Annotated in this window: 13 protein-coding genes; 3 read left to right on the plus strand and 10 right to left on the minus strand. The window is 51.4% G+C overall.

The genetic code is table 11. The annotated features are described in order from the left end of the window. Positions 1 to 34: 34 nt before the first annotated feature. Complete coding sequence (locus tag AC53GJ_RS06840; protein WP_496731823.1) at positions 35 to 586, plus strand: alpha/beta hydrolase family protein; 552 nt, start codon at positions 35 to 37, stop codon at positions 584 to 586. Positions 587 to 620: 34 nt separating this feature from the next. Continuing rightward, on the plus strand, positions 621 to 2,780 hold the full coding sequence (locus AC53GJ_RS06845; protein ID WP_496731824.1) for a winged helix-turn-helix domain-containing protein: 2,160 nt from the start codon (positions 621 to 623) through the stop codon (positions 2,778 to 2,780). A 17-nt stretch (positions 2,781 to 2,797) separates the two neighbouring features. On the opposite strand, the gene AC53GJ_RS06850 is transcribed toward AC53GJ_RS06845, so the two are convergent. From AC53GJ_RS06850 to AC53GJ_RS06895, 10 genes are all read right to left on the minus strand, one after another. Continuing rightward, positions 2,798 to 3,499 carry a response regulator gene (locus tag AC53GJ_RS06850; protein ID WP_496731825.1) on the minus strand — a complete coding sequence of 234 codons (702 nt, stop codon included), beginning with the start codon at positions 3,497 to 3,499 and terminating at the stop codon, positions 2,798 to 2,800. Continuing rightward, complete coding sequence (locus tag AC53GJ_RS06855) at positions 3,478 to 4,794, minus strand: DUF4118 domain-containing protein (RefSeq protein ID WP_496731826.1); 1,317 nt, start codon at positions 4,792 to 4,794, stop codon at positions 3,478 to 3,480. Before AC53GJ_RS06855 ends, AC53GJ_RS06850 begins: the two co-directional genes overlap by 22 nt. Positions 4,795 to 4,798: 4 nt before the next feature. Continuing rightward, entirely contained in the window at positions 4,799 to 6,283 is a 1,485-nt protein-coding gene (locus AC53GJ_RS06860; RefSeq protein ID WP_496731827.1) for a TrkH family potassium uptake protein, read from the minus strand. Between the two features lie 250 nt (positions 6,284 to 6,533). Then, positions 6,534 to 8,408, minus strand: coding sequence for a PhoX family protein (locus AC53GJ_RS06865; protein WP_496731829.1), 1,875 nt, complete (start codon positions 8,406 to 8,408; stop codon positions 6,534 to 6,536). A gap of 197 nt (positions 8,409 to 8,605) precedes the next feature. Next, positions 8,606 to 10,018 carry an FAD-dependent oxidoreductase gene (locus AC53GJ_RS06870; RefSeq protein WP_496731830.1) on the minus strand — a complete coding sequence of 471 codons (1,413 nt, stop codon included), beginning with the start codon at positions 10,016 to 10,018 and terminating at the stop codon, positions 8,606 to 8,608. A gap of 17 nt (positions 10,019 to 10,035) precedes the next feature. Beyond that, positions 10,036 to 14,502, minus strand: coding sequence for a glutamate synthase large subunit (gene gltB / locus AC53GJ_RS06875; RefSeq protein ID WP_496731831.1), 4,467 nt, complete (start codon positions 14,500 to 14,502; stop codon positions 10,036 to 10,038). Between the two features lie 419 nt (positions 14,503 to 14,921). Further along, positions 14,922 to 15,848 (minus strand): GTP cyclohydrolase FolE2, encoded by a 927-nt coding sequence (gene folE2, locus AC53GJ_RS06880; RefSeq protein ID WP_496731832.1) that lies wholly within the window; start codon positions 15,846 to 15,848, stop codon positions 14,922 to 14,924. Positions 15,849 to 16,132: 284 nt separating this feature from the next. Further along, on the minus strand, positions 16,133 to 17,311 hold the full coding sequence (iadA, locus tag AC53GJ_RS06885) for a beta-aspartyl-peptidase (RefSeq protein WP_496731833.1): 1,179 nt from the start codon (positions 17,309 to 17,311) through the stop codon (positions 16,133 to 16,135). A 10-nt stretch (positions 17,312 to 17,321) separates the two neighbouring features. Next, positions 17,322 to 18,866, minus strand: coding sequence for a putative basic amino acid antiporter YfcC (gene yfcC, locus AC53GJ_RS06890; protein ID WP_496731834.1), 1,545 nt, complete (start codon positions 18,864 to 18,866; stop codon positions 17,322 to 17,324). Between the two features lie 147 nt (positions 18,867 to 19,013). Further along, on the minus strand, positions 19,014 to 21,887 hold the full coding sequence (locus AC53GJ_RS06895) for a TonB-dependent receptor domain-containing protein (RefSeq protein ID WP_496731836.1): 2,874 nt from the start codon (positions 21,885 to 21,887) through the stop codon (positions 19,014 to 19,016). Between the two features lie 362 nt (positions 21,888 to 22,249). On the opposite strand from AC53GJ_RS06895, the gene AC53GJ_RS06900 reads away from it, so the two are divergent. Then, positions 22,250 to 24,064: a cyanophycinase gene (locus AC53GJ_RS06900; protein WP_496731837.1), complete on the plus strand. Its 1,815-nt coding sequence runs from the start codon at positions 22,250 to 22,252 to the stop codon at positions 24,062 to 24,064. Positions 24,065 to 24,077 lie beyond the last annotated feature (13 nt).

Genomic DNA, 24,077 nt, shown 5'->3' on the forward strand with positions numbered 1-24,077 from the left:
CAAGGCCGGTTCCGGCCTTGCTGTTTTTTGCTGTGTGTCATGCGAAGATGATGATGAAAACTCTGTTGATGTTGCTAACTGGGTTGTGACAGTGCTGGAACGGCTTGGGGTGGCTAAACGTGGCAACATCGCGATTGGTGGCCATTCTTATGGTGCTTTTATGGTGGCAAACTTATTGGCGCACACGGATTTATTTGCCGCCGGTATCGCCCGCAGCGGCGCTTATAACCGCACCCTGACACCTTTTGGTTTTCAAGCCGAACAGCGCCATTTATGGCAGCAACCTGAGCTTTATCTGGCGATGTCGCTTTATCTGGCGGCGACAAAAATCAAAGCTCCTTTGTTGCTGATCCACGGCAGCCATGATCAAAACAGTGGCACCAGACCCTTGCAATCAGAGTTGATGTACCAGGCGTTGCAGGGACTGGGTCGGGTCAGCCGGTTGGTGATCTTGCCGGCTGAGGGGCATCATTATCAGGCGCGACAGTCATTACAGCATCTGTTGTGGGAGCAACAACAGTGGTTGCAGCAACATTTGCAAGCAGACGGCAGTTCGGAGGTTGTTGTTGAGCGTCGCCGAAATTGATACATTAGCATCCTGCTTTTTTAATGAAGTTGATATGCCTGAATCTGGACGTTTTTCAGCCCAAGCTTTTTTGCTGAGTCATATTGTGGTTGATCCGGTGGCGCTGACGTTGACAGCGCCGCAGCAGACTGCTGTCAGCATTCAGCAGAAACCGATGGAAGTGCTGCAGTTTTTGGCGCAGCAATACCCGGCGCTGGTGACGCGTGAGCAGTTGATCGAAGCGGTCTGGGATGGCAATGGTTATGTCGGTGAAAAAGCCCTGACCAATGCCATCTGGCAATTACGGCATCAATTACAACAGCTCGGGGCCGCAGAACTGATTGGCACTATCCGCAAAAAAGGCTACCGCTTACAGGCAGCGCCAGCGCTGTTGTCGGCAACTAATCCCATGCACGCTCCGGTTACCGGTTCGGCTGGTGTCCTGACCAACATTGACCTCAGCACTGCTATGCCGTCCGGTGGTCTTAGCCTGGGGCTTGCTGGCAAAGCCTACCGCTGGTGGTTGCCAGTCGGCCTGTTGTGTTTGCTGCTATTAGGCTGGTTGTTCTGGTGGCTGCAGCAGCCTGCGCCCCAGGTACTGCAACAACAATTGACGCAGGGCAGTGGCCGCGCATTATTTCCGTCGTTATCCGATGATGGCCGTTATCTGGCTTTTAGCTGGCGTAAGTTTGAACAGGGCACAGATCTGTATCTGCTGGACTTACAACAGCCGCAACAGCCCTTTAAGCAACTGACATTCAGTCCTGACAACGAGAGCAGACCGGTGTGGGGGCGCGACCAGCAACATTTATATTATTCAGTCAATTCAGCTGTGTATGGTCATTGCAAAATTATGCGGCTAGACTTGCGGACCCTCAGCAGTACCCAACTGGCCAGTTGCAACCGGCACAGTTCAGTGTATCTGGATGTGTCACCGGATGGCCGTTATCTGTTGTTTAATGGCTCACTGACGCAAGATGGCCGCAGCTTATACCAACTGGATTTACAAAACAGTGAAGCCAAACCTGTGGCACTGCCTTGTCAGCAAAACTGTCAGCATCGGATCCGGGATCTGGCCTTTGCACCGGATGGCCGTAGTTTAGCCATTACCCGCCGTGCTAATGCTCTGTCAGAGCAGGTGTATTTACATCAATTGGCAACTGGCGAAGAAATTCAGCTGACCTCAGATGAAGAAGATATTCTGGGCATGGAGTGGCATCCGGATGGGGAACGACTGGTCTATGGCGCACTACGGCACGGGAAGCGCCATGCGGTGCTGCTGAATATCCGCACCAAACAGCGGCAAAATCTGGGGGTGGCCGATTTTGCCGGTCATACCCGGATCACCAGGGCGGGTGAGTTGTATTTCCATCGGTTAAATAGCTCCTCACAACTGGCTTATTTGCCGTTATCGAAAAATAAACCTGGCACTTTGTTTCCGCTGACGGCTTCGGATGAGCGCTATGAAAGCCCTGATTACAATCCAAATCGGCAGGCTTTAGTCTATGTCAGTAACAGTTCAGGTTATATGGAGTTATGGCAGGCCGATGCAGATATGCAAAATCCGAAACAATTAACCTCATTACAAGGGGTGGTAAAATATCCGCGCTGGTCAAGACATGGCGAAAAGGTGTTGTTTGTGGCTCGTTTTGCCGGTGAGCAACGCGACCGGCTGATGTTACTGGATATCACCACCGGTCAGCTCACCACGTTGCAAACCGGCATTCAATGGCACCGGCGCCCGAGCTGGTGGCATCAGGATCAAGGGGTGGTGTTTCGCAAAGGCGACAATTTATTTTTACTGAACCTGGCGGATCAGCAGATCAAACAATTAACCCATCAGGAAGGCGTTTATGCCGCAGTGACAGATAGCGGCAAAGTCTATTTCAGTAAAGGCACCAACCGCGGCTTATTCCAGTTATTGCCAGATGGTTCAGAACAACAGCTGCTCAGTGGCGAGCAATTTTCGCCTAAATATGCCTGGACAGTGGTAGGTGAAGACATTTATTTCCTGCAACACAGTCCAAACCAGCTGATGTTGAGCCGTTACGACAGTCAAACCCGGCAAGTGACTGACATCCAGTTATTATCGCTGGAATATTTATATCCCTTTAACAGCATTAGTTATGACGCCCAGCGCCAGCGGCTGTTACTGGAGCTATCGGCCATGCCCAGAGCTGATATTGTCAAACTGGAACACCCGTTATTGAAATGATGCCAGTTTGACCCGGTTTAGCAGACAAACCGATAGCCTACACCAGCTTCGGTTTTGATATGACGCGGTAATTCAGCGGTGGTTTCCAGTTTTTGCCGTAACTGGCCTATATGCACCCTGACCAGCTCAGGCCTGTCCTGATAGGTGTTGCCCCAGACTTGCTGCAAAATTTGATTGTGAGTTAAAGCGGCACCTTCATGCCTTAGTAAACACAACAACAGTTCAAATTCAATTTTAGTTAAATGCAGTGGCTGGCCAGCTTTACTGACCAGCCGCCGGCCAACATCGACCTTGATATCGCCAAAGCTGAAATGCTCCATGGCAGCTGTGCTCTGCGTTGTGGTTGGATGGGGCGCGCGCAGCGCTACCCGGATCCTGGCCAGTAACTCGCCTGCGCTAAAAGGCTTAGTGACATAATCGTTGGCGCCCAGATCCAGTGCTGTGACTTTGTCCTGCTCCTGTTGCCGCGCCGAAATTACAATCACCGGCACCTGGCTGGAGGCACGTAAAGTGCGTAATACGCTGATCCCGTCCTGATCCTGCAAGCCTAGATCAAGCAGAATTAAATCGGCTTTTTGTTGCTGCAACCAGCGTAAACCTGTGGCACCAGCCGCCCAAAACTCAGTCTGATAACCCTGACTTAGCAACAGGGTCTGTAAAAAACTCTGCATGCCGCTGTCATCTTCAAACACCCCGATCATGACGGTTGATTCGGACATAAAGGCCACTCCAGAGTTGCGATAAATTGTTGCTGGTCAGCACTGAGCTGCCGGTAAAAATGGCCCTGATGCAGGCTGGCGATTGTTTCGATGATAGGAATTCCCAGCCCAGAGCTACTGTCGCGGCCACGGGTTGCGGTAGTGGTAAACTGATTGGTTAACCGCAGTTGATTGCGCCCCTGCTGCAGCACTTCCAGATGGAAGGGCGGCTGGCCATGTTTACAGGCATTTTCCAGCATATTCGCCAGCGCAATTTCCAGCAGATCTGCCACTGCCAGCAGCCTGGCGCTGGCAGGTAACTGCAGCTGCGCCGGACCCAGCGCGGCCAGCTCAGGCCGGCGTGCCAGTGCACCGCTGATTAAGTCTGCTGTTAACACAGTTTCAAAACGCACAGTGGCTGGGGTCAACTGGGCTTTGCTCAATTCCAGCACTTTTTCAAATTGTTGATTTAACAACAAACTTTGCTGATAAATATTGGCGGCCTGCTGCTGTTTTTGTGACTCCGTCAATGGCAGGCTGGTATCCGCCAGCATGCTGGATGCACCCATAATAGTGGCCAGTGGGGTGCGCAAATCATGCGATAACGACCTTAATAACATAGTGCGGTTTTGCTCTGATTCCATTTGCAATTGCTGCTGCTTTTGTTGCTGCTGCAGCTGTAAATTCTGCAGACTTTGCGCCAACAAGGTACAAGCAGCCTGCAGCAGGGCAGATTCGGTTGCGCTGGCTGCTCTTGGCAGTTGCAGCCAGGCTAAAGCAGGTGCCTGGCCAATCAGAAAGATGTGTTGTGGCCCGGCTGGTGGCTGGCCCTGATAGATCTGGACCTTGCAACCCAAGCGGCGGCTTAAAAAGCGGGCGCTGTAGGCACAACAACTATCAAAGCTACGCCGGCTGGCCAGTCCGCGTGACAACCGGTACATACCACGTAATTCTGCCATGGAGGCTCTGGTTTGCAGCAATTGTTGTTGTAAGGTGTCGGATAAATAACTAATCGCCGCGCCAAGTGCCGCCATCACCACAAAACTAATTAAATTGCTGGCATCCTGCACGTGCAAGGTATTGTAAGGCGGTACAAAATTCCAGTTGAGCAGTAATACACTGAGCAATGTGGTCGCCAGCGCCCAGCCTTTGCCAAAGCGATAGGCCATCAAGGCTATCCATAACAATTGCAGCATGGCGATGTCAGTGATGCTGATGCTGCTGCGTAATTGTAATAACAACCAGGCGAGCAGCAAAGGGATGAACACAGTGCCCGTCAGTGCGGCTGGCCAGCCGGATAAGATGATTCGACGCATTGGCTTAATAGCGCCAATAAGCAGGGGTAAAAAAGATCAGCATGGTGAGAATTTCCAGTCGTCCCATCAACATGCCAATAGTTAACCACAATTTAGCGCCGTCTGGTAAGGAGGAAAAATTACCGGCCGGGCCAATAATGCTGCCAAGCCCTGGCCCAACATTGGCTACTGCGGTGGCAGCGCCAGTGACAGCGGTGACCAGGTCAAGCTGATAAAACGACAAAGCCAATGCCAGGGCGCCAATGGTGGCAAAGTAGATAAAGCAAAACGCCAGCACAGTGCCCAGTAATTGGTCATCGACAGTCCGACCGCCGTATTTTTGTGAGATCACGGCCTTGGGATGGATCAGCAGTTTAAATTGTTTCATCAACAGCAATGCCGCAAGCTGGATGCGAAAGATTTTTAACCCACCTGAGGTCGACCCTGAACAAGCGCCACAAAAAGTCAGGTAGAAAAACACCATCACAGCCAAGGGACCCCACAAGGTATAATCTTCAGAAGCATAACCACAGGTGGTAATAATAGAGACCACATTAAACAGACTATGAGTCAGTGCATCAAACCAGTCACGGTCATGATGCCAGTGTTGATAAGCTGCCAGCGTCAGGCTGCAGACCAACACAATGCTCAGGAAAGCTCTGACCTGTGGATCACGCCATAAGGCATGGCGATCCGTTTTTACCATAGCGACATAAAGCACAAAAGGCAGGGCGGCTGCCATCATAAAGAAGCTACTTAACCAAAAAATCAGCGGGGTGTCGCGATACTGACCAAACGAGGCATCATAGTTGGCAAAACCGCCGGTGGCGACTGTGGACATGCCATGAGTGATGGCATCAAACCCAGTCATGCCGGCGGCGTAATAACTCAACATAGTTGCCAGACTTAACAGCAGATACACCATGCCAATGGAACCTGACAAGGTTGAACTTTTCGGCAGGATTTTTTCCGAAATATCTGAGTTTTCAGTTTTGAATAATTTCATACCGCCAATTTTTAGCATCGGCAGAATCGCAATCGCCATCACGATAATGCCAATGCCACCGATCCAGTTCAGCACTGCACGCCAGAACAACAAGGCTTTTGGCATCTGATCCAGGCCGGCGAAGACTGTTGAGCCTGTGGTGGTAATAGCTGAAACCGTTTCGAACCAGGCGTCAACCCAGCTACAATTGGGGACTACCAGCCAAATCGGGATAGCCGCAAACAGACAGATACTGAGCCAACTGAGTGTCGTCAGGGCAAATAACTGGCGGTTTTTGATTTGACTACTGTGATGGCGGCCGCGGTAAATCAGCAGATTGGCGAAGAGCAGCGTAAAACAGGCGCTGGCTAAAAATAACCAGAAGATCTTTTCGTTATAAATCACAGCGACCACCACAGCGACCAGCTTTAACCCTGTCAGCATCAGCAGTAAATAACCAACAATCCGGTATAACAGCAAACGATTGGCGGAGTTGGTCAACGCCAGTTCAAGGTTTTTGGCCATAACATCTCAACAGCTTCGCTGCTCACAAGCAGGAACAGTCCACAGTATTTTGCTGCTGCGCAGTGTAATGGGGTTGGTGAAGGGCAGTTATAAAGTTTTTATAAAGATTACCGACAGCCCATCGCAATAGGGCGCTGCAGGCTAATGCTCTGCCGAGCAAGGGCAACCCCAATCGCATTGAGCATTGGGGTTGTCTGTTACTGGCATCAGAACAAGCAAATGGTGAGTCAGTTGTCAGCTGCGGATACAGTTAACTGCCGATGATTTGACCATCTTTTTTGCCAATCACCACCACAGCCGGGCGCGGTGGTAATTTCTGATCAAAATCCGGCCAGCGGGTGGATGGTTGGTCGAAACTGCTGCCATCAGCCGGATGCTGCACTGAACAGAATAAGTATTTGTCATCCGGGGTAAAAAACGGCCCGCAAATTTCCGCCCCGACTGGTGCCCGTAAAAAACGTTTTAGCAGTGCCCGGCCTGCGCCGCTGACATCGGTCGCCCAAATGCCTTCGGCAATATCAAAATCTTCGGCGCCATCTGAGGTGATCCAAAGCCGGCCTTGCCGGTCAAAAGCACAGTTATCCGGACAGGCCAGCCAGCTATTGGCACCGGTGGCCGGGTGGTAATTACTGGAGGGATCATCCTTGCGGCCCGCCAGTAAAAACAGATCCCAGGCAAAACTGCGCAGACTGTGATCGCCTTGTGGGGCCACCAGTTCGACAATTTGACCGGCTTTGTTGGCCGGGCGTGGATTCACCGGATTGAGCTGTGCTGGGGTGCGGTCAGCATTTTTGGTCAGCATCACGTACACGGCGCCATTGGCCGGATTGACTTCAACATCTTCCGGTCTGTCCATCGGGGTGGCGCCGAGTAAATCCGCCGCCTTGCGCACATCAATCAGCACATCAGCCTGACTGTGAAAACCATTGGCCGCTGTCAATGGACCTTCGTTCCACAGCAGCGGCAGCCAGTCGACAGTGCCATTGGCATCAAAGCGGGCACAATACAAAATACCATCATCCAATAACTCTAGGTTGGCGGCTCTATTGTCAGCTTGATACCGCTTATTTGATAAGAACTTATACAAGTATTCAAACTTTTGGTCATCGCCCATATAAGCCACCACCCGGCCATCTTTATTCAGATAAACGTTGGCACCTTCATGTTTAAAGCGGCCCAAGGCCGTACGCTTTTTCGGTGTAGAGGTTGGATCATAAGGATCAATTTCGACAATCCAGCCCATGTGGAAACTTTCGTTCGGCTCTTGACTCAGATCCCAGCGTGAATAATGCCGGGCCCAGCTTTTTTGTGGCTGACTTTGCATACCAAACCTTTGCAGACTGGCTTGCTCAGCGCTTTGACTGAAATCACCGGCAAACATGGCGTCAATATTTTCTTCGCCAGTCAGTACTGTGCCCCAGGGCGTGACACCGCCAGCGCAATTGCCGTAAGTGCCTAAGGTGTAAACGCCATCTTTAGATATCGCTGTCTGCATCCGGCGGCTACCGGCGGCCGGACCGCTCAGTTGCATCGGAGTCAGCGGGGTGATGCGGCGGGTATAAGCGGAATTTTTTTGTTGTTGCCATTGTCCCTGCTGCAGTTTGATTTCCACCACAGATAAACCATGGGCTGCAATGTCAGTATCGGTTTGGGCTTTTGTCAGGCTGGTATCGGCAGGTGCACCCGGCCACATTAAGGCTGGTACTGTATATTCATGATTGACCACCAACAAACCATGCTCAGCATTATTGCTACCCAGGGGTAATGGTAAAAAACCAATAAAATCGTTATTAAAACCAAACTGTTGCCGTTGTTTTTCCGCGCTTTGGTTGGTTGGGTCAAAGGCAGGACCAGCGGCAAATAAAGGTTCACCCCATTTCAGTAAGACTTGCGCCTGATAACCCGGTGGCACTTCGAGTGTTGGCGTCAGTTGATGGCTTTGTTCAGTGAAGGTCAGGCTGGATAGATTTTTACTGTTGCTGCCTGGCTGATTGGCAAGCTCTCTGCTGGCATCCTGCGCCATGGCTGGCAAGCTCGTGGCAACAGCGATAGCGCCGCTGCCGGCTAAAAAACTACGGCGTGACAGCCGGCTACCTAATAAATCTGCAAAATGAATGGCCATCATAGCTCCGGAAACTGGCGACGGGGATCAATTGCTGGCGGTGTCGCGCCCGTTGCTCACAGCAAAAAATAACAGAAACAATGTGATAGTATCACCAAAATCATGACGGAAGCATGACAGCCATCAGCTTAGCTCAGCAGTTTTTACCATAAAAAAATCCGGCCTGCTGGCCGGATTGTTGGCAGAAGCAGAGGCGGTGATCAGACCGCCAAAAAGTCCAGCATGCCTTCTGCGGCCTTGCGGCCCTGCGCTATGGCGGTGACGACTAAATCCGAGCCGCGCACCATATCCCCCCCGGCAAAAATCTTTTGCTGGTTGGTTTGCAGTGGAAACAGACTGTCTTCGCGGGCGATCACCCGACCTTTGTTATCGAGCTCAATACCTTTATCCTGCAGCCACTGCGGCGGACTTGGCTGGAAACCAAAGGCAATCACCACCGCATCAGCGGCCAGCACTTGTTCAGAGCCGGCCACAGCTTCCGCCGAGCGGCGGCCTTTGGCATCTGGCGCTCCTAGGGCGGTCGATACTACTTTGACACCACAGGCGCGGCCTTCGCTATCAATTTCAATGCCAAGGGGTTGTAAGTTAAACATAAACTCAACCCCTTCTTCGCGGGCATTTTGAACTTCTTTGCGTGAACCCGGCATATTGGCCTCATCACGCCGATAGGCACAAATCACTTTGCTGGCACCCTGACGAATGGCAGTCCGCACGCAGTCCATCGCGGTATCACCACCGCCGAGAACGACGACATTTTTACCTTTTAAATCAACAAATTGATGTTCGGTTTGCCAGCCCATCAGATTGTTGATATTGCCAATCAGATAGGGCAGGGCTTCATAGACCCCCGGCGCTTTTTCGTTGGCCAGATTACCCGCCATGGGCGTGTAGGTGCCAAGGGCTAAAAACACCGCATCGTAATCTGCCAACAAACTGTCAAAGCTGACATCAACTCCAACCGTGGTATTGAGGCGGAACTCGATGCCCATAGCGCTGAAAATTTCGCGCCGCAATTGCATCACGCCCTTTTCCAGCTTAAATGGCGGGATGCCAAAGGTCAGCAGGCCACCAATTTCCGGGTATTTATCAAACACCACAGGTGTCACGCCATTGCGCACCAGCACATCGGCACAAGCCAAGCCCGCCGGGCCTGCGCCAATCACGGCCACTTTTTTGTCGGTTTTCACCACAGCAGATAAGTCCGGCCGCCAGCCCATCTCGAAGGCTTTATCGGTGATGTACTTTTCAATCGAGCCGATGGTGACAGCACCAAAACCTTCATTCAGGGTACAAGCGCCTTCGCAAAGCCGATCTTGCGGACAAACCCGACCACAGACTTCAGGTAAGCTATTGGTTTTATGTGATAATTCCGCTGCTTCAATAATCTTGCCGTCATTGGCCAGTTTTAACCACTGCGGAATATAGTTATGCACCGGGCATTTCCATTCGCAATAGGGGTTACCACAATCCAGACAACGGTCAGCCTGACCGGCTGCTTGGGTGTCGGTCATCGGCTGATAAATTTCCACGAACTCGATAGTGCGGGCTTCGTGCGATTTTTTTGGCGGATCAACCCGCTTTACATCGATAAACTGATAAACATTCTGTGCCATTGTGAATTTCCTCGCCCTTACATCGCCTGCACCCGCAGCTCAGCAGAGGAGCGTGCGCGGTGACCCAATAACGTGTTGACGTCACTGGTTTTGGGTTTAATCAACTTAAATTGGGTTAAGCAACTTTGGAACGACGACAAAATCTTGTGCGCGCGTTCAGAACCTGTGGCTTCAAAATGCTGGTGGATCAGACTGCGCAGATGCTCTTGCAAGATTGGCGTGCTGACATCCAGACATTCGACTAACTCCGGGTTGACTCTGAGGGCTAAATCCTGATGTTCATCAAATAAATAGGCAAAGCCACCTGTCATACCGGCACCGAAGTTGACGCCGGTTTGACCCAGCACCACCACCACACCACCGGTCATATATTCACAGCAGTTATCGCCGGTGCCTTCAATCACGGCAATAGCGCCGGAGTTGCGCACGGCAAAACGTTCACCAGCCCGACCGGCCGCATAAAAACGGCCGCCGGTGGCCCCGTAAAGACAAGTGTTACCAACAATAGTGGCATTGTCTCTGGCAAAACTGACGCCCTTAGGCGGATAGACCGCAAGCTGGCCACCGGTCATGCCTTTGCCGACATAATCGTTGGCATCGCCTTGCAGTGACAGATGTAAACCACCCGCATTCCAGACGCCAAAGCTCTGGCCAGCGGTGCCGACAAACTGCACTTCAATCGGCTCAGTTGCCATGCCCTGGTTGCCATGATGGCGGGCGATCAGACCCGACAACGCGGCGCCGACTGAACGGTCGGTATTGCGGATCGGTAAAGTTAACCGGCCGCCGGTTTTGTATTTCACCATATCAAGGCATTTGGCCACCATTTGCTGATTGAGCGGACCTGAATCAAAGGGATCGTTGTTTTGCACACAATGCAGCGATTTTTCTGACTTCACGCCACAGGCTTGTAAAATCGGCGCTAAATCCAATTTCACTTGTCGGGCGGTCTGCCCTTGACGTTGCACTAATAAGTCGGTACGGCCAATTAAATCGGTAATTTCCCGCACGCCCATTTCAGCCAGTAATTGCCGCACTTCTAAGGCTAAGAACTTAAAGTAGTTCATCACCATTTCCGGCAAGCCGTTAAAGTGGTCGCGCCTCAGCGTGGCGTCCTGGGTGGCAACGCCGGTGGCGCAGTTATTTAAGTGGCAAATCCGTAAGAATTTACAGCCCAGCGCCACCATAGGGCCGGTGCCAAAGCCAAAACTTTCGGCGCCTAAAATAGCGGCTTTGACCACATCCAGGCCGGTTTTTAAGCCGCCATCTACTTGCAAGCGAACGCGGTCGCGTAAACCGTTTTCCACCAGAGCCTGATGCACTTCCGCTAAACCCAATTCCCACGGTGAACCTGCGTATTTCACTGAAGTGAGTGGGCTGGCACCAGTACCTCCGTCATAACCAGAAATGGTAATTAAGTCGGCATATGCTTTAGCGACACCTGTGGCGATAGTGCCAACACCAGGCTCGGATACCAGTTTGACTGAAATCAGCGCCTGTGGATTGACTTGTTTTAAGTCAAAAATCAGCTGCGACAAGTCTTCAATGGAATAAATATCATGGTGTGGCGGCGGTGAAATCAGTGTCACGCCAGGCACTGAATAACGCAGACGGGCAATTTCAGCCGTCACTTTTTCACCCGGCAGTTGACCACCTTCCCCAGGTTTGGCTCCCTGAGCGACTTTGATTTGAATGACTTCAGCATTAACTAAATAATGCGGCGTCACGCCAAAACGGCCTGAGGCTACTTGTTTAATTTTACTGTTTTTCTCAGTGCCAAACCGGCGTGGATCTTCACCACCTTCGCCGGAATTCGAGCGGCCGCCTAAGCGGTTCATCGCAATTGCCAAGGCTTCATGCGCTTCCGGACTTAAAGCACCAATCGACATCGCGGCGCTATCAAAGCGTGGATACAGCTGTTCGGCCGGTGCCACCTCAGCCAATGGGATTGCTGTGACGTGATCGGTCACCACTGTCAATAAATCGCGGATATGGGCGACCGGGCGCTGATTGACAAAATCTGAGTAGACTTTGTAATCCTCGTACAGACCGCTTTTTACTGCTTTTTGCAAGCTTTGCACCACATCCGGGTTGTAGGCGTGGTATTCGCCGTCATGGACATATTTGAGTAAACCACCATGATTCAGTGGCTTACGCTTGAGCCATGCCATATTGGCGCGTTGTTGCACGTCCTGCTGGAAGTCGTCAAAGTCAGCACCACCCAGCCTGGACGGGACGTCCGGGAAACACAACTGCATCACATTTTTATTCACGCCAACGGCTTCAAACAGGTTGGAGCAGCGATAGCTGGCCACTGTTGAAATACCCATTTTTGACATGATTTTATACAGGCCTTTGTTGATGCCCTTGCGATAGTTGATCACAGCTTCGCGCGCGCTGATATTCAACGAGCCTTTTTCACACAGTTGTTCGACGGTTTCATAAGCTAAAAACGGATAAATACCGGTAGCTCCCAACCCAACCAGGACGGCAAAATGATGTGGATCGCGCGCAGTCGCAGTTTCAATCACGATGTTGGAGTCACAGCGCAGTTGGGCATCGACCAACGCATGATGCACAGCACCGACCGCCATGGCCGCCGGAATTGGGATCAGATCCGGCGCAATGCGCCGGTCGGTTAAAATCACCAGCACCACTTTATGTTCCCGAACTGCAGTGACAGCGTCCAGCGCCAGTCGGCGCACGGCCTGTTCCAGCGTCTCTGCATTCGGCTGATAATTCAGGCTGAAGATCTGATGCTTATAGTATTTTTCATCGGCACTTTTTAACTGTTTTAAATCTGAATACATCATCACCGGCGATTCAAATTGAATACGACGAGCATAACCTGCGGTTTCAGAGAACACGTTATGTTCACGGCCAATGCTGGTGGCCAGTGACATCACATGGGCTTCCCGCAGCGGATCGATAGGCGGGTTGGTGACCTGGGCAAATTGCTGACGGAAATAATCATAAAAAGTGCGGGGCTTGCGCGATAACACCGCCATCGGCGTATCATCCCCCATGGAACCTACCGCTTCCTGGCCGTCTTTGGCCAGGACTGTGATGACCTGATCGATTTCTTCATAACTGTAGTTAAACAGCTTATGGTAAACCATGATTTCATCGTCGCTGAACACGCGTTTACCAATCAGGTCCACCTCAAACTTTTCGTATGGCACTAAGCGCTGGACGTTTTGCGTCAGCCATTGCCGGTAGGGGTGGCGGGCGCGTAAATCTTCATCGATTTCGTTGGAGCGCCAGATTTTGCCGGTTTGTGTATCAACTGCCAGCATCTCGCCCGGCCCGACGCGGCCTTTTTCCTGCACTTCATCAGGTGTGTAGTCCCAGATGCCAACTTCAGAAGCCAGCGTAATTAACTTATCCTTGGTAATCACAAAACGGGCTGGGCGCAGGCCATTGCGGTCCAGGTTACAGGCCACATGCTGGCCGTTGGTCAGCACAATACCGGCCGGACCATCCCATGGCTCCATATGCATAGAGTTAAATTCGTAAAAAGCTTTCAGATCATCAGCCATCACCTTGTTGCCTTGCCAGGCTGGTGGCACCAGCAAACGCATGGCACGGAATAAGTCCATGCCACCGGCTAAAAACAGTTCCAGCATATTGTCCAGTGAACTGGAGTCTGAACCTTTCTGACCAACAAAAGGCGCGGCGTTTTGCATATCTGGCAGTAATGGCGAGGCAAACTTGTACTGACGGGCGCGTGCCCATTGCCGGTTGCCGGTGATGGTATTAATTTCACCGTTATGGGCCAGAAAGCGGAAGGGTTGTGCCAATGCCCAGCGTGGCATGGTATTGGTGGAAAAACGCTGGTGAAAGACGCAAATGGCGGTTTCCATCCGAATATCGGCTAAGTCCAGATAAAATCCAGGCAAATCTGCCGGCATCATCAGGCCTTTAAATACGGTCACTAAGCCGGAGAAACTTGGGATATAAAAATCGTCGTCATTGACGATTTGTTTTTCGATACGGCGGCGCACCATATAAAGCCGGCGCTCTAAATCGTGATCGCCCCAGCCCGGCTGTGCACTGACAAAAGCCTGCATCACCCGCGGCATCGAATCGCGTGCGATAGGGCCAAGCACGGACGGATCGACCGGTACTTCACGCCAACCAACCAGGGTTAAGGTTTCGCGGGCGATTTCAGTTTCGGCAATTTCTTTGGCAAAGGCCGCTTTGACCGGATCCTGACTGAAAAAGAAAATCCCCACGCCATATTTTTTACCTAATACCCAGCCGTTTTCTTCGGCAATAGCCCGAAAAAAACTGTCAGGTTTTTGCATCAGCAAACCACAACCGTCACCGGTTTTGCCGTCTGCTGAAATTCCACCCCGGTGCTGCATCCGATCCAGGCCGCTGATGGCGGTCCGGACGATGCGATGGCTGGCGGTACCCTCTAAATGGGCAATTAAACCAAAGCCACAGTTTTCTCTGGCCTGGCTGTGGTGATACAACCCCATGACACTTTCCTCCAACCTGTCCTGCATTCAAATAAATATGTTTAATTTGTGAATTATTATTCTTTTTATATGTTTTTTTACGTGTGAAAGAAAATAACGGCAATACTTTCAAGGGTCAAGGGTTGTTAGTGTTTTTACTCTAGTGTCGTTTTTGTAGGTTTTAGCCGTCTATACATAAAGAGTACAGTTAGGTATACCGATATTCCGGCAAAAATGCAAGCTGACTTTTGGCGAATATCCCGCCAGTCATCGCTTGCAGCTGCGCGGACCTGTTATGTAATAAAATTACAGTTTTTACGATTTTATGGCAGTTAAAGCGGAAAAAAGCGCAAAAAAAAGCTGCCGAAGCAGCTTTTTCTCGTTAGATTACTAACAGCTTTATGCGTTAGTTATGCGAATGAATTGCATTTATCTAAGACTCAGGCGCGGTAGCCGCCCTGCATACCTTTGGCGGTGACAGCAACAGCGTCATGGGCGTGCAATGATTCATAGTGGTTGACGCGCAACCAGAAATCATCAAATTCGCTCAGTTGATTCAGCGCGTATTTTAACCGGCGTGCTGCGTCTTCACAGAACATCAGGTTCTGGCCATTTAAGCGGGCAAATTCCTGTTCATCGGCGCGTTTAACGGCAGCCTGAACCGGAGTTTTTAACGCGTCTTCAATGGCGTCAATCAGTTCAACAATTGGAAACTCAGTGACTTTATGGTTCAGTTTCACTTTAATTTCAGCCACTGAGCGTTGGCTGTGTGGAGTTGCCACTATGCCCTGGGTGGTTCCTAACCAATCCACCACCAGCTCACTACTGATGTGCTGTTGGCCGGCAAATTTTGCCACAAAAGCTTCCTGGATCAACTGACGCGCCAGCGCGGCTGAGCAAGGGCAAGTGGAAGAATAGGGCACCTTCACTGCCAGTTCGACTGATAATACCTTGTCCGTCACCTGACCTGTTACTGTCACCGGATAAGCTTTCCAGCCTTGTTTCTCGGTGATCAAAGCCTTGCGGCGTAAGTGCAGGTCAAAATCAAACTTTACAAAAGCCTGATTGCTTAATTCTTCGTGACTGCTGATAAAACCATCCAGCAAATCACAAAGACTGGCGTGGCTTAAGCTGGATTCACGCGATAAATCGTCCAGCAACAGATACAGCCGCGACATATGAATGCCCTTGGCTTTTGGGTCCCTCAGGTTCACAAAAGCTTCGACATGGGCGCTAACCTGACGCGGTGCTTCACCGGCCAGAGCCAGCATCAGTGGCACTTCAATATTGCTCATTCCAACCCAGTCCAGTACCCCTTCGGTGGTGGCACAAGAGTGGTTGGCTACATCTGGCATCGCTGTCGGCATGAATTCTCCAAGATCCGTCGATTGCAAAAAAATGGCATCAGTCTTAGTGGTAATTAACCTGTCTGGCTGAGCTCTCGTCAGCGCCGCCACAACGGCAGCATAGCTGGATAGCTGAAAAGGGCTGCATTTTACCCCAGTTCACAAATTTGTCTTATGAAAAATTTGCAACACAGCAATCCATTTTTTCGAGCAATAAGCCGAAAAAACAAAATACCCGATTAAAACAGTCGGGTATTCTACTCTTTCCCTTTACGCGCTGACAAGGAGGATGGATCAACCGTGATTTATTCGAAGGACCCTTTGACCACAGCTTTGCCCGCCCGAACCAGACTTCTGCCTTTGGCAAAAACACTGTCAATAACCAGATCGTCACAGCGGATCAGTAATAAATCGGCGTCCAGTCCTGCTTGTAACCGGCCTTTTTGCGCCAGACCCAAAATGCTGGCGGGTGATGATGTGACTGTCGCCAGGACCAATGGCAGTGGCAGCCGCCAATCCAGCACTGCGCTGCGGGCACTTTGCCACAATGAGCTGATTTTACCCACTTCCAGACCCAGCAACTTACCGCTGCTGTCGAAGATCGGCAAACTGGCGTTGCCATCCGAGCTCATCGTCAGTTGAGAGCTGCAAATGCCACGGTTGATGGCTTGCGCCAGTGCTTCGGCGGCGGCGATTTCGCCATGTTGCAAATCATAGCTGGTGGTGCTGGTGGTAAAATCAATCACGGCACCGGCGGCGGCAAAGGCAAAACCAGCGTTTAATAACGCCTGATTGCGGTTGATATGGGTTGGATAAAATTGCCGTAACGACAATTCAGTGCCAGCCACTGCCTGATGTAACGGCTCTAACAGACTAGCGCCGCTACCCACATGCACGCTGACAATACCACTTTTGCCTGCCAGCATACCGCCGACGCGAGCCTGAGCTGCCACTTTTCTGAGCTCTTCTAACGTCGGTTGCGAAGAGCGATGGTCGCTAATCGCGATTTCACCAACGCCGATAAACTTATCAATTAAGATCAGATCATCTGTGATGGAGCCGAGCAAAGTACGGCAAGGGACTTGATAAGAGCCGGTGTGACACCAGGTCGAGATCCCTTCAGTTTCTAAGGCCCAGGCTTTGGCTAATAAATTGCTCAGGGTGCGGGTGGTGGCATCAGTGCCCAGCACGCCGATGGCCGTGGTCACTCCGGCCAACGTAGCGTCGGTCAGCATCATTTCTGGCGTGCGGCTGGCAAATCCAGCTTCACCACCGCCACCAATAAAATGCACCAGCGAATCGACCAGGCCAGGCGTCAGATAAAAATCACTGGCATCAATCACTTCGATTGGAAAATTACTATCGCCCTGACTCAGTTGCGGTGCGATAGCGGCAATCTTAGTGCCAGCCACCAGCAGATCCTGCCGTCCCAAGTCATTCGGTGCCAGCAGGCGGGCATTTTTAAACAGTTTTAACGGTAACATAGAACATTCCTTAGCGATAATCGACCGCAACTGCAATCAATACGGCCAGACTGGCCAGCGCAAATAACCCCAACTGCAAGCGCCAGGCAAAACGGGCCCATTGCATCCAGTCCAGTCGTACCGCACCAAGACAACCTATTAACGATGCCGACGTTGGAACAATACAGTTGGTTAAACCATCCCCCAGTTGAAAAGCCAGCACCGCAATTTGCCGCGAGACGCCAATTAAATCCGACAGCGGTGCTACCAGTGGCATGGTCAGCGCGGCCTGGCCTGAGCCAGAAGTGACAAAAAAGTTGAATATCGACTGAAACAGCAGCATCAACCAGGCCGATAGATAAGGGGATAGTTCAGTAAAACTTTGACTGGCCAGATACAGCAAGGTATTGAGTGCAGAGGGCTGGGTTGGATCATCGCCACCCAGCAGCAGGACTATGCCTTTGGCCATGCCGACAATCAGCGCGGCTGGTAATAAATCGGCGGCACCTTTTTTAAAGGCCTCGGCTGCACCATTCATGGTCATGCGCTTACCGATAATTGCAACGATGGCGGTGGCAATCCCCAGGCTGAAAAACTGACTGGCGATTTCGGCAATATAATATCCACGGCTGAGCACCCCCCAGATGATCCAGCCGATACCGCTGACAAACAGTAGCAGGATCAACTGGTCGACCCAGTTAAAAGTGCTGTGTGCTAGTTGTTGCTGCTGAATTTGGTTTTTCAGCTTTAAATCAGAATGATAGCTATATGATTTTTCCGGTTGTGCCTTAATCTTGGCGGCATAATGCAGGGTAAATAACAGACCGGCTAAGGTAAATACCAGCCAGCACAGCAGACGGAATTCAGTACCGGATAAAATAGGTAAACCGGCGATGCCCTGAGCAATCGAGACACTAAACGGATTCATCCAACTGGTGGCAAAACCAATCTGGGTGGCAATATAAGTCACCAGTACTGTGGTAATGGCGTCATAACCCAGCGCCAGTAGCAGCGGCAGTAACACAATACAAAAAGCGATCGCTTCTTCGCCCATGCCAAAAATGGCACCACCAGCCGAAAAGAGCACAAATAACAACGGAATAAACAATAACTCTAGCTGCCTGGTATGGCGTACCAGGGCCAGAATGCCATTGTGGATGGCGCCGGACTGCATGATGATGCCAAAAGCACCGCCAGTCAGCAGAATAAACACCATTACGCCAATAGCTGCACCATTGCGATCGCCGGATACCATGCCTTCAAAGGCATAGTTCAGAAAGCCTAATTGACCAGGTTCGGCAAACAGCACTACTGCGGTATTGGCTTGGGGGCTATAACTAAAACTGTTGGGATCCAGTCTGGCTTGGCCGCTACTGGTTGGTTCCGGCGTGGTCAGGGCAAAACTGCCTGCCGGAATAAAATGCGATGCCACTGCTGCCAACAGCATCACAAAAAACAGGATCACCAGCGCATCCGGCATCGCCATCGCGCCCGCTGGGGCCGTGCCAGCCTGGTTTTCGCCGGCGGGCTGCGCTTTTCTGCTGTCGGCCGGGGCTGACATTGGAGGATTTGACATTTGAATTCACCATCTTCAGCGGCAGTTGAATGCCGGTACTTTGTCACAGGGCACCAGTTGTGCTGGTGCCCGTTGAAAGGCCAGGGCTGCAAAGTCGCAGCGCAACGAACCAGCGCTTAACAGGGGAGTGAACTCCCTCGGCTAGCGTCAGAACTTATAACTGGCTTGCAGCCGGAAATTGCGACCCAGCACATCGTGATTGAGCAAATCGACATCTTTATAGCGGCCATAGACAAAAGGCGGTTGCCGGTCAAACAGGTTGTCCAGATTTAAAGTCACCGTCAGCGCCTGACTAAATTGATAACCGAGCATCGCATTGACTTTAGTCCAGGATGGGATCCGCCGATCGACCTTGATACCCTGAGCCGCCAGCTTGCTGATATCAGCCGGATCAAGCAAAGCGATTTCATCCATATAATCACTGGTATAACTGACACTGGTGCCGGCAAACCAATGTTCACCATCCCAACGTAGCTTCATGCCTGCCAATATCTTTGGATAACGAAAGGCGCCAGCCAATTGCTCAGTGCCGGCAAATGCCCCCCGCTCGCGGCTGAAACTTATTAACCTGGTGACATCAGCACTGAGGCGGAAGTTACCCAGTTCACTGCTAATCACCTGGCTGAAACTTGCATCCACGCCTTTGGTTTGCTGATTACCGGTGTTTGCTAGCTGCAGAATATGGTCACGGAATAACGGCAGACTGCGGGCCCGCCGATCCACTTGTTGCCAGGCCGTCAGCACCTGATCCAGCGGCTGGCTGAAACCGGATTTCAGCTGCAAGGCATCACACATTTGCTGGGTAAAAGAAATACCAATCTGGTCGGCCGGAACCAGGCCACAAAACCGCAGGCTAGGATCGGTCAGAGTGTTTAATAAGGTTGCTTCCAGATCGGTGCCGATGGTTTTTTTATGCTCAAATTGCCAATAGTCCACCGCCAGCGTACTGCTGTCGGTCGGACTCCAGCCAAAGCCAGCACTATAAGAGGTGGCTTCTTCGGCTTGCAGATCCGGATTGCCAAGCTCCAGTGTATTTGGATTCAGCTCGCCACCGGCATCACCACCACAGTAAATAGCAGCAAATTCAGTCAGACAACGGGCGGTACTGCTGGTGGTACGCAGCTCAACACCACCTTGAGTCAGTGATGGTGCGCGAAAAGAGGTGGCGGCAGAAGCGCGCAGCACTAACTCTGCAACCGGCCGCCAGCTCAGCGCCGCTTTGGGATTAAAGCTGCTGCCAAAATCGGCATAATGATCAAGCCGGCCAGCCAGTTGTAGATCCAATGTGGTCAGCAGTGGCAGAAATAATTCAGCATAAATAGCGGCTTGATCGCGATCCGCCGTGGATTTGCTGGAACCAAAGCCAATCACGTCAACCAGATAATTGCGTTCAAATCTGGATTGAGCCATCAAATCAGGTTGATCAGACAGTTTTTCCTGCCTGACTTCCAGCCCAAACGCCGAAGCGACAGTGCCAGCCGGGAGTTGCCATAAATCGCCATTGAGGCGCAGATCGGCGGCCAGCACCGTTGATTTACCATGCCGCTGCGGGTTTTCCTGCATCAGGGCGACGACTTGCTGATTATCCTGCTGGCCGCCAAAAGGGTTGAACCATAAGCCGTTGTTGCTTGGGGCACAATTGGTGCTGCCATCTGCACATAACTCGCCAAATAAAGCGGCATTAAATTTATATCTGTTATAAATGCCACTGACTGCGGTTTGATCTGAGCTGCTGCGGGAGTAATTCAGTGCCGCTTCCCAGCTAAAGCGACCAAGTTCACCTTTTAAGCCTGAGACTATCCGGTAAGCATCTGTGCTGATTTCGAGCTGGCGCGGCGCTAAAAAACGGCCGCGAATTTCGGCCACCTGTACCCGCTGTCCAGTCGGGCTGGTGCCACGAATGGGATAAATCAATCGGCTGAGTACGGCATTGTTTTTAATCAAAGGATTGTTTGCTGCGGCCTGGATCCAGCTACTCTGATCCTGTAAATCGGCAAAATTGGCTGGCGTACTCTGAGCCGAAGATTCAGTGCGGCTGTAAAATACTTCATTAAACCATTCGACATCGCCGCTTTGCCGGGTATAGATAAAACCAGCCGAGCTTGATGTCAGCGCCGGGTTAAACAACATATCCTGATTCGGATTATAGCCGCAGGCGGTATCGCCAAATTCCGCATCTGTGACCACTATGAGCGCTGCCGGACAAGCCGGATCAGCAAAACCAACATATTCGCCGCTCACCGGATCTTTAAAATCTGAAGTGGTATAGCGGACACTGCCATATTGGCCGCGGGTCGACAAAGACCAGGTATTGGCAGTCATATCCCGGTCATGATAAGCAAAACTGTTCTTGTCATATAAATCCAGAAAAGCGGTTAAATTGCCCTGTTCAAAGTCATGACCAAACACCAGATTCAAACCTTTTTTACTTTCATCAGTGCTGGCGGTGGAATCGCCATAATGCAGATTAACTTCAGCGCCCTGATAATCTTTTTTCAGCACGTAGTTGATGACACCAGCCACCGCATCTGCACCATAAATCGCTGAGGCGCCGGTTGCCAGAATTTCAACCCGTTCAATGGCCGCCATCGGAATGGAGTTGATATCGACAAAATTTTCCGTGCCGGCGGCGAAAGAGGACGCTGCCACCCGCCGTCCGTTGATTAAGGTAAGGGTTGAGGAAGGGCCTAAACCACGCAGCGATGCAGCGGCTTGTCCGGCCGGGGTATCGTTGGAACCGGCGCCACTTTCGGAGGTGGAGAAAGTGCCGGAACCGCCTCTGAGCTGGCCAACATCCTTCAGTAATTCATACAGATTGCTGGCGCCGGATTTTTTGATGTCCTCGGCCGATAACACGACCAAAGGCTGGGTGCCTTCCAAATCCACCCCTTTGAGTCTGGAGCCTGTGACTTCGACCCGCTCAATCGACTTGTCATCATTTGCCTGTTGTGCCACAGCAACAGCTGAATGCACAGCAAAACTACCGGCCACTGCCAGTGCTAACGCAGAAAATTTAAACATGCTCGTACCTGCCTGAATTCCGTCCGGCTGAATATCGCGTGCTGCAATACGCTCAAGCCAGACTGAGTTATCGTTATGGTTTTATTTGATTTGTGGTGTTTACAGGAATAGCTTCCCGCCAGCCTAACCTACGTTGGCTGACTGTTGGCTACTCGTTAAACCACTCCGACAGGTAGTAGGACGAGTAGTGATAGCAATCGAGTCGGTGCGCTTTTTTCAGCATAAAAATCCGCTTCGTTATCACTGAGAAGGACGATTGCATTAACAATTACTTTGAATTGGCAAAGATGTCAAGACCAGCTACTCTGGCTTTTGCTAATTTAATTTTTGCTGTAGTTCATAAGCGAAGTGAGAAAGTGCTGATGAAAAAATTCCGTTACCCGCTGTTGTTGCTTGGCTTGCTGACAAGTCCGTTGCTGGCAAAAGAAAATCTCCGGCACCAAAGTTATGATCTGATGTTGATGGGTGGCGGTTTGTCGATATGTTCTTCGATGCAGCCGCAGCATTGCCGTACGCCATTGCCGGCAGACGCCGCTAAAAGCAGCAATCTGTTTGTCGTCAGTACTGAGGCCATCTTGCGCATTGAGCAGTCTGCCTTGTGGTCGGAACCCCGTCAGTTGTTGCGCTCACAGCTAGTGCAACTGCTACGGCAACTGCAGCAATCAGCGCAAGGCGAGCTGACCGAGCACGATTTGCTAAGCGCGCTGCGGGCGCAGTCGTTCACGCCTATGGCTGCTGAGCAAGCAACTACAGGGGCAGCCGTTGTGTCCGAACTGACGAATGCCGAGTTTGATTTAATGTTGGACCAACTAGAAGTGTTGCAACTCAGCGCCGACAGCGGGCCACGGCTGACCGAGCGGGTTTATCCGGCACTGAGTAAAGATCCGTTTTCGCTGGAGCTATATCAGCAATTTATTCGGCAGGCAGCCAGACGCAAAAAAGCCGCTAAACCCAAAATATTGTTGCTGGCGGCTTCAGGCCGTGATCCCTTCGCTGCCGTCGATTTTTATTTGGATTTATTCCGGCAATTAGGCGCTGATGCCAGCTGGTTACCGTTAAATGCCGCATATCAGGCGAGTGTGGCGCAAGCGAATGGTTGTGCAGATTTTGAACGTAATCTGGCCAGCTTACAGGGGAGTTATCAGCGCTCAGCCGTGTATCCGGATTTGATGGCGCAACAACTGACATTTTGCCAGCAAGGTGAAGCCGCTGCGCTGGCCTTGATCCACCAGGCCGATGGTATTTTTATTAATGGCGGTAATCAGAGTTTGACTTATTTGGCACTGAAAACGCCAGCCGGCGAGGACAGTGCCGCGCTGAGGCTGATCCGGCAGCAAATCAAGGCCGGTCAATTGATCATGGCAGGCTCCAGTGCTGGCACTGCAGTCCAGGCAGGTGGTAGTTATTTACAGCAAGCCACTGTGATGATCAGCAATGGTCAGAGTGAAACGGCGTTTATGCAAGGTGCAGTGGCAGCGCCAGCACCTTTGCCTGGTTGTCGCTTTGATCAAAGTTGCGGCCCTGGTTTATCGGAGCTCAGCCTGACCTATCAGGCGCAGGGTGGCTTGGGTTTATTTCCATGGGGCGTGCTGGACACCCACTTTTCTGAACGCGGCCGCGAAGGGCGGTTATTAGCACTGGTGGCGCAAACTGGCGCCCGCTTTGGCTTTGGTATTGATGAAGCCACAGCTTTGCTGGCGCGATCAGATCAGACCCAACAGGTGCATTTCCGGGTGCTGGGGCGGGAAGGGGTTTACGTCGCCGAACGCGCCGCTGACAGCAACTTTCAGCCGGGCAAGCGGTTAAAGATGCAAAGTCATTATTTTAGCCGGGAAGATGAATTCAGTCTGAGCCAGGCTGGACTCAGAGCCCAGCCCGCTGCCTGGAAGCAGTCGCTGTTGCCAGCGGCTGGCCAATTTAGTCAGCCGGATCTCAAGCCAGCTGTGATTCAAAGCGATGCGCTTGGCACTGACAAATACCGGCAACTGGCCAGCCAGCTCTGTCAGAGTCAGGCGGCGAAGTTACAGCAGCAGTTGCAGACAAAGTCAGGTCCATGGTTACTGACCTTACAACGTGATGAAAAAACCAGCAGTCGTGCCGGACAGTATCAGCAAAATGGTCAGCATAAGGTATATTGTTCGTACCAAAATATGGGAGTATTGCTCCAGACGTTATAGCGCTTTACTGTGC

The sequence above is a fragment of the Rheinheimera sp. B2H12 genome (genome assembly GCF_059620065.1).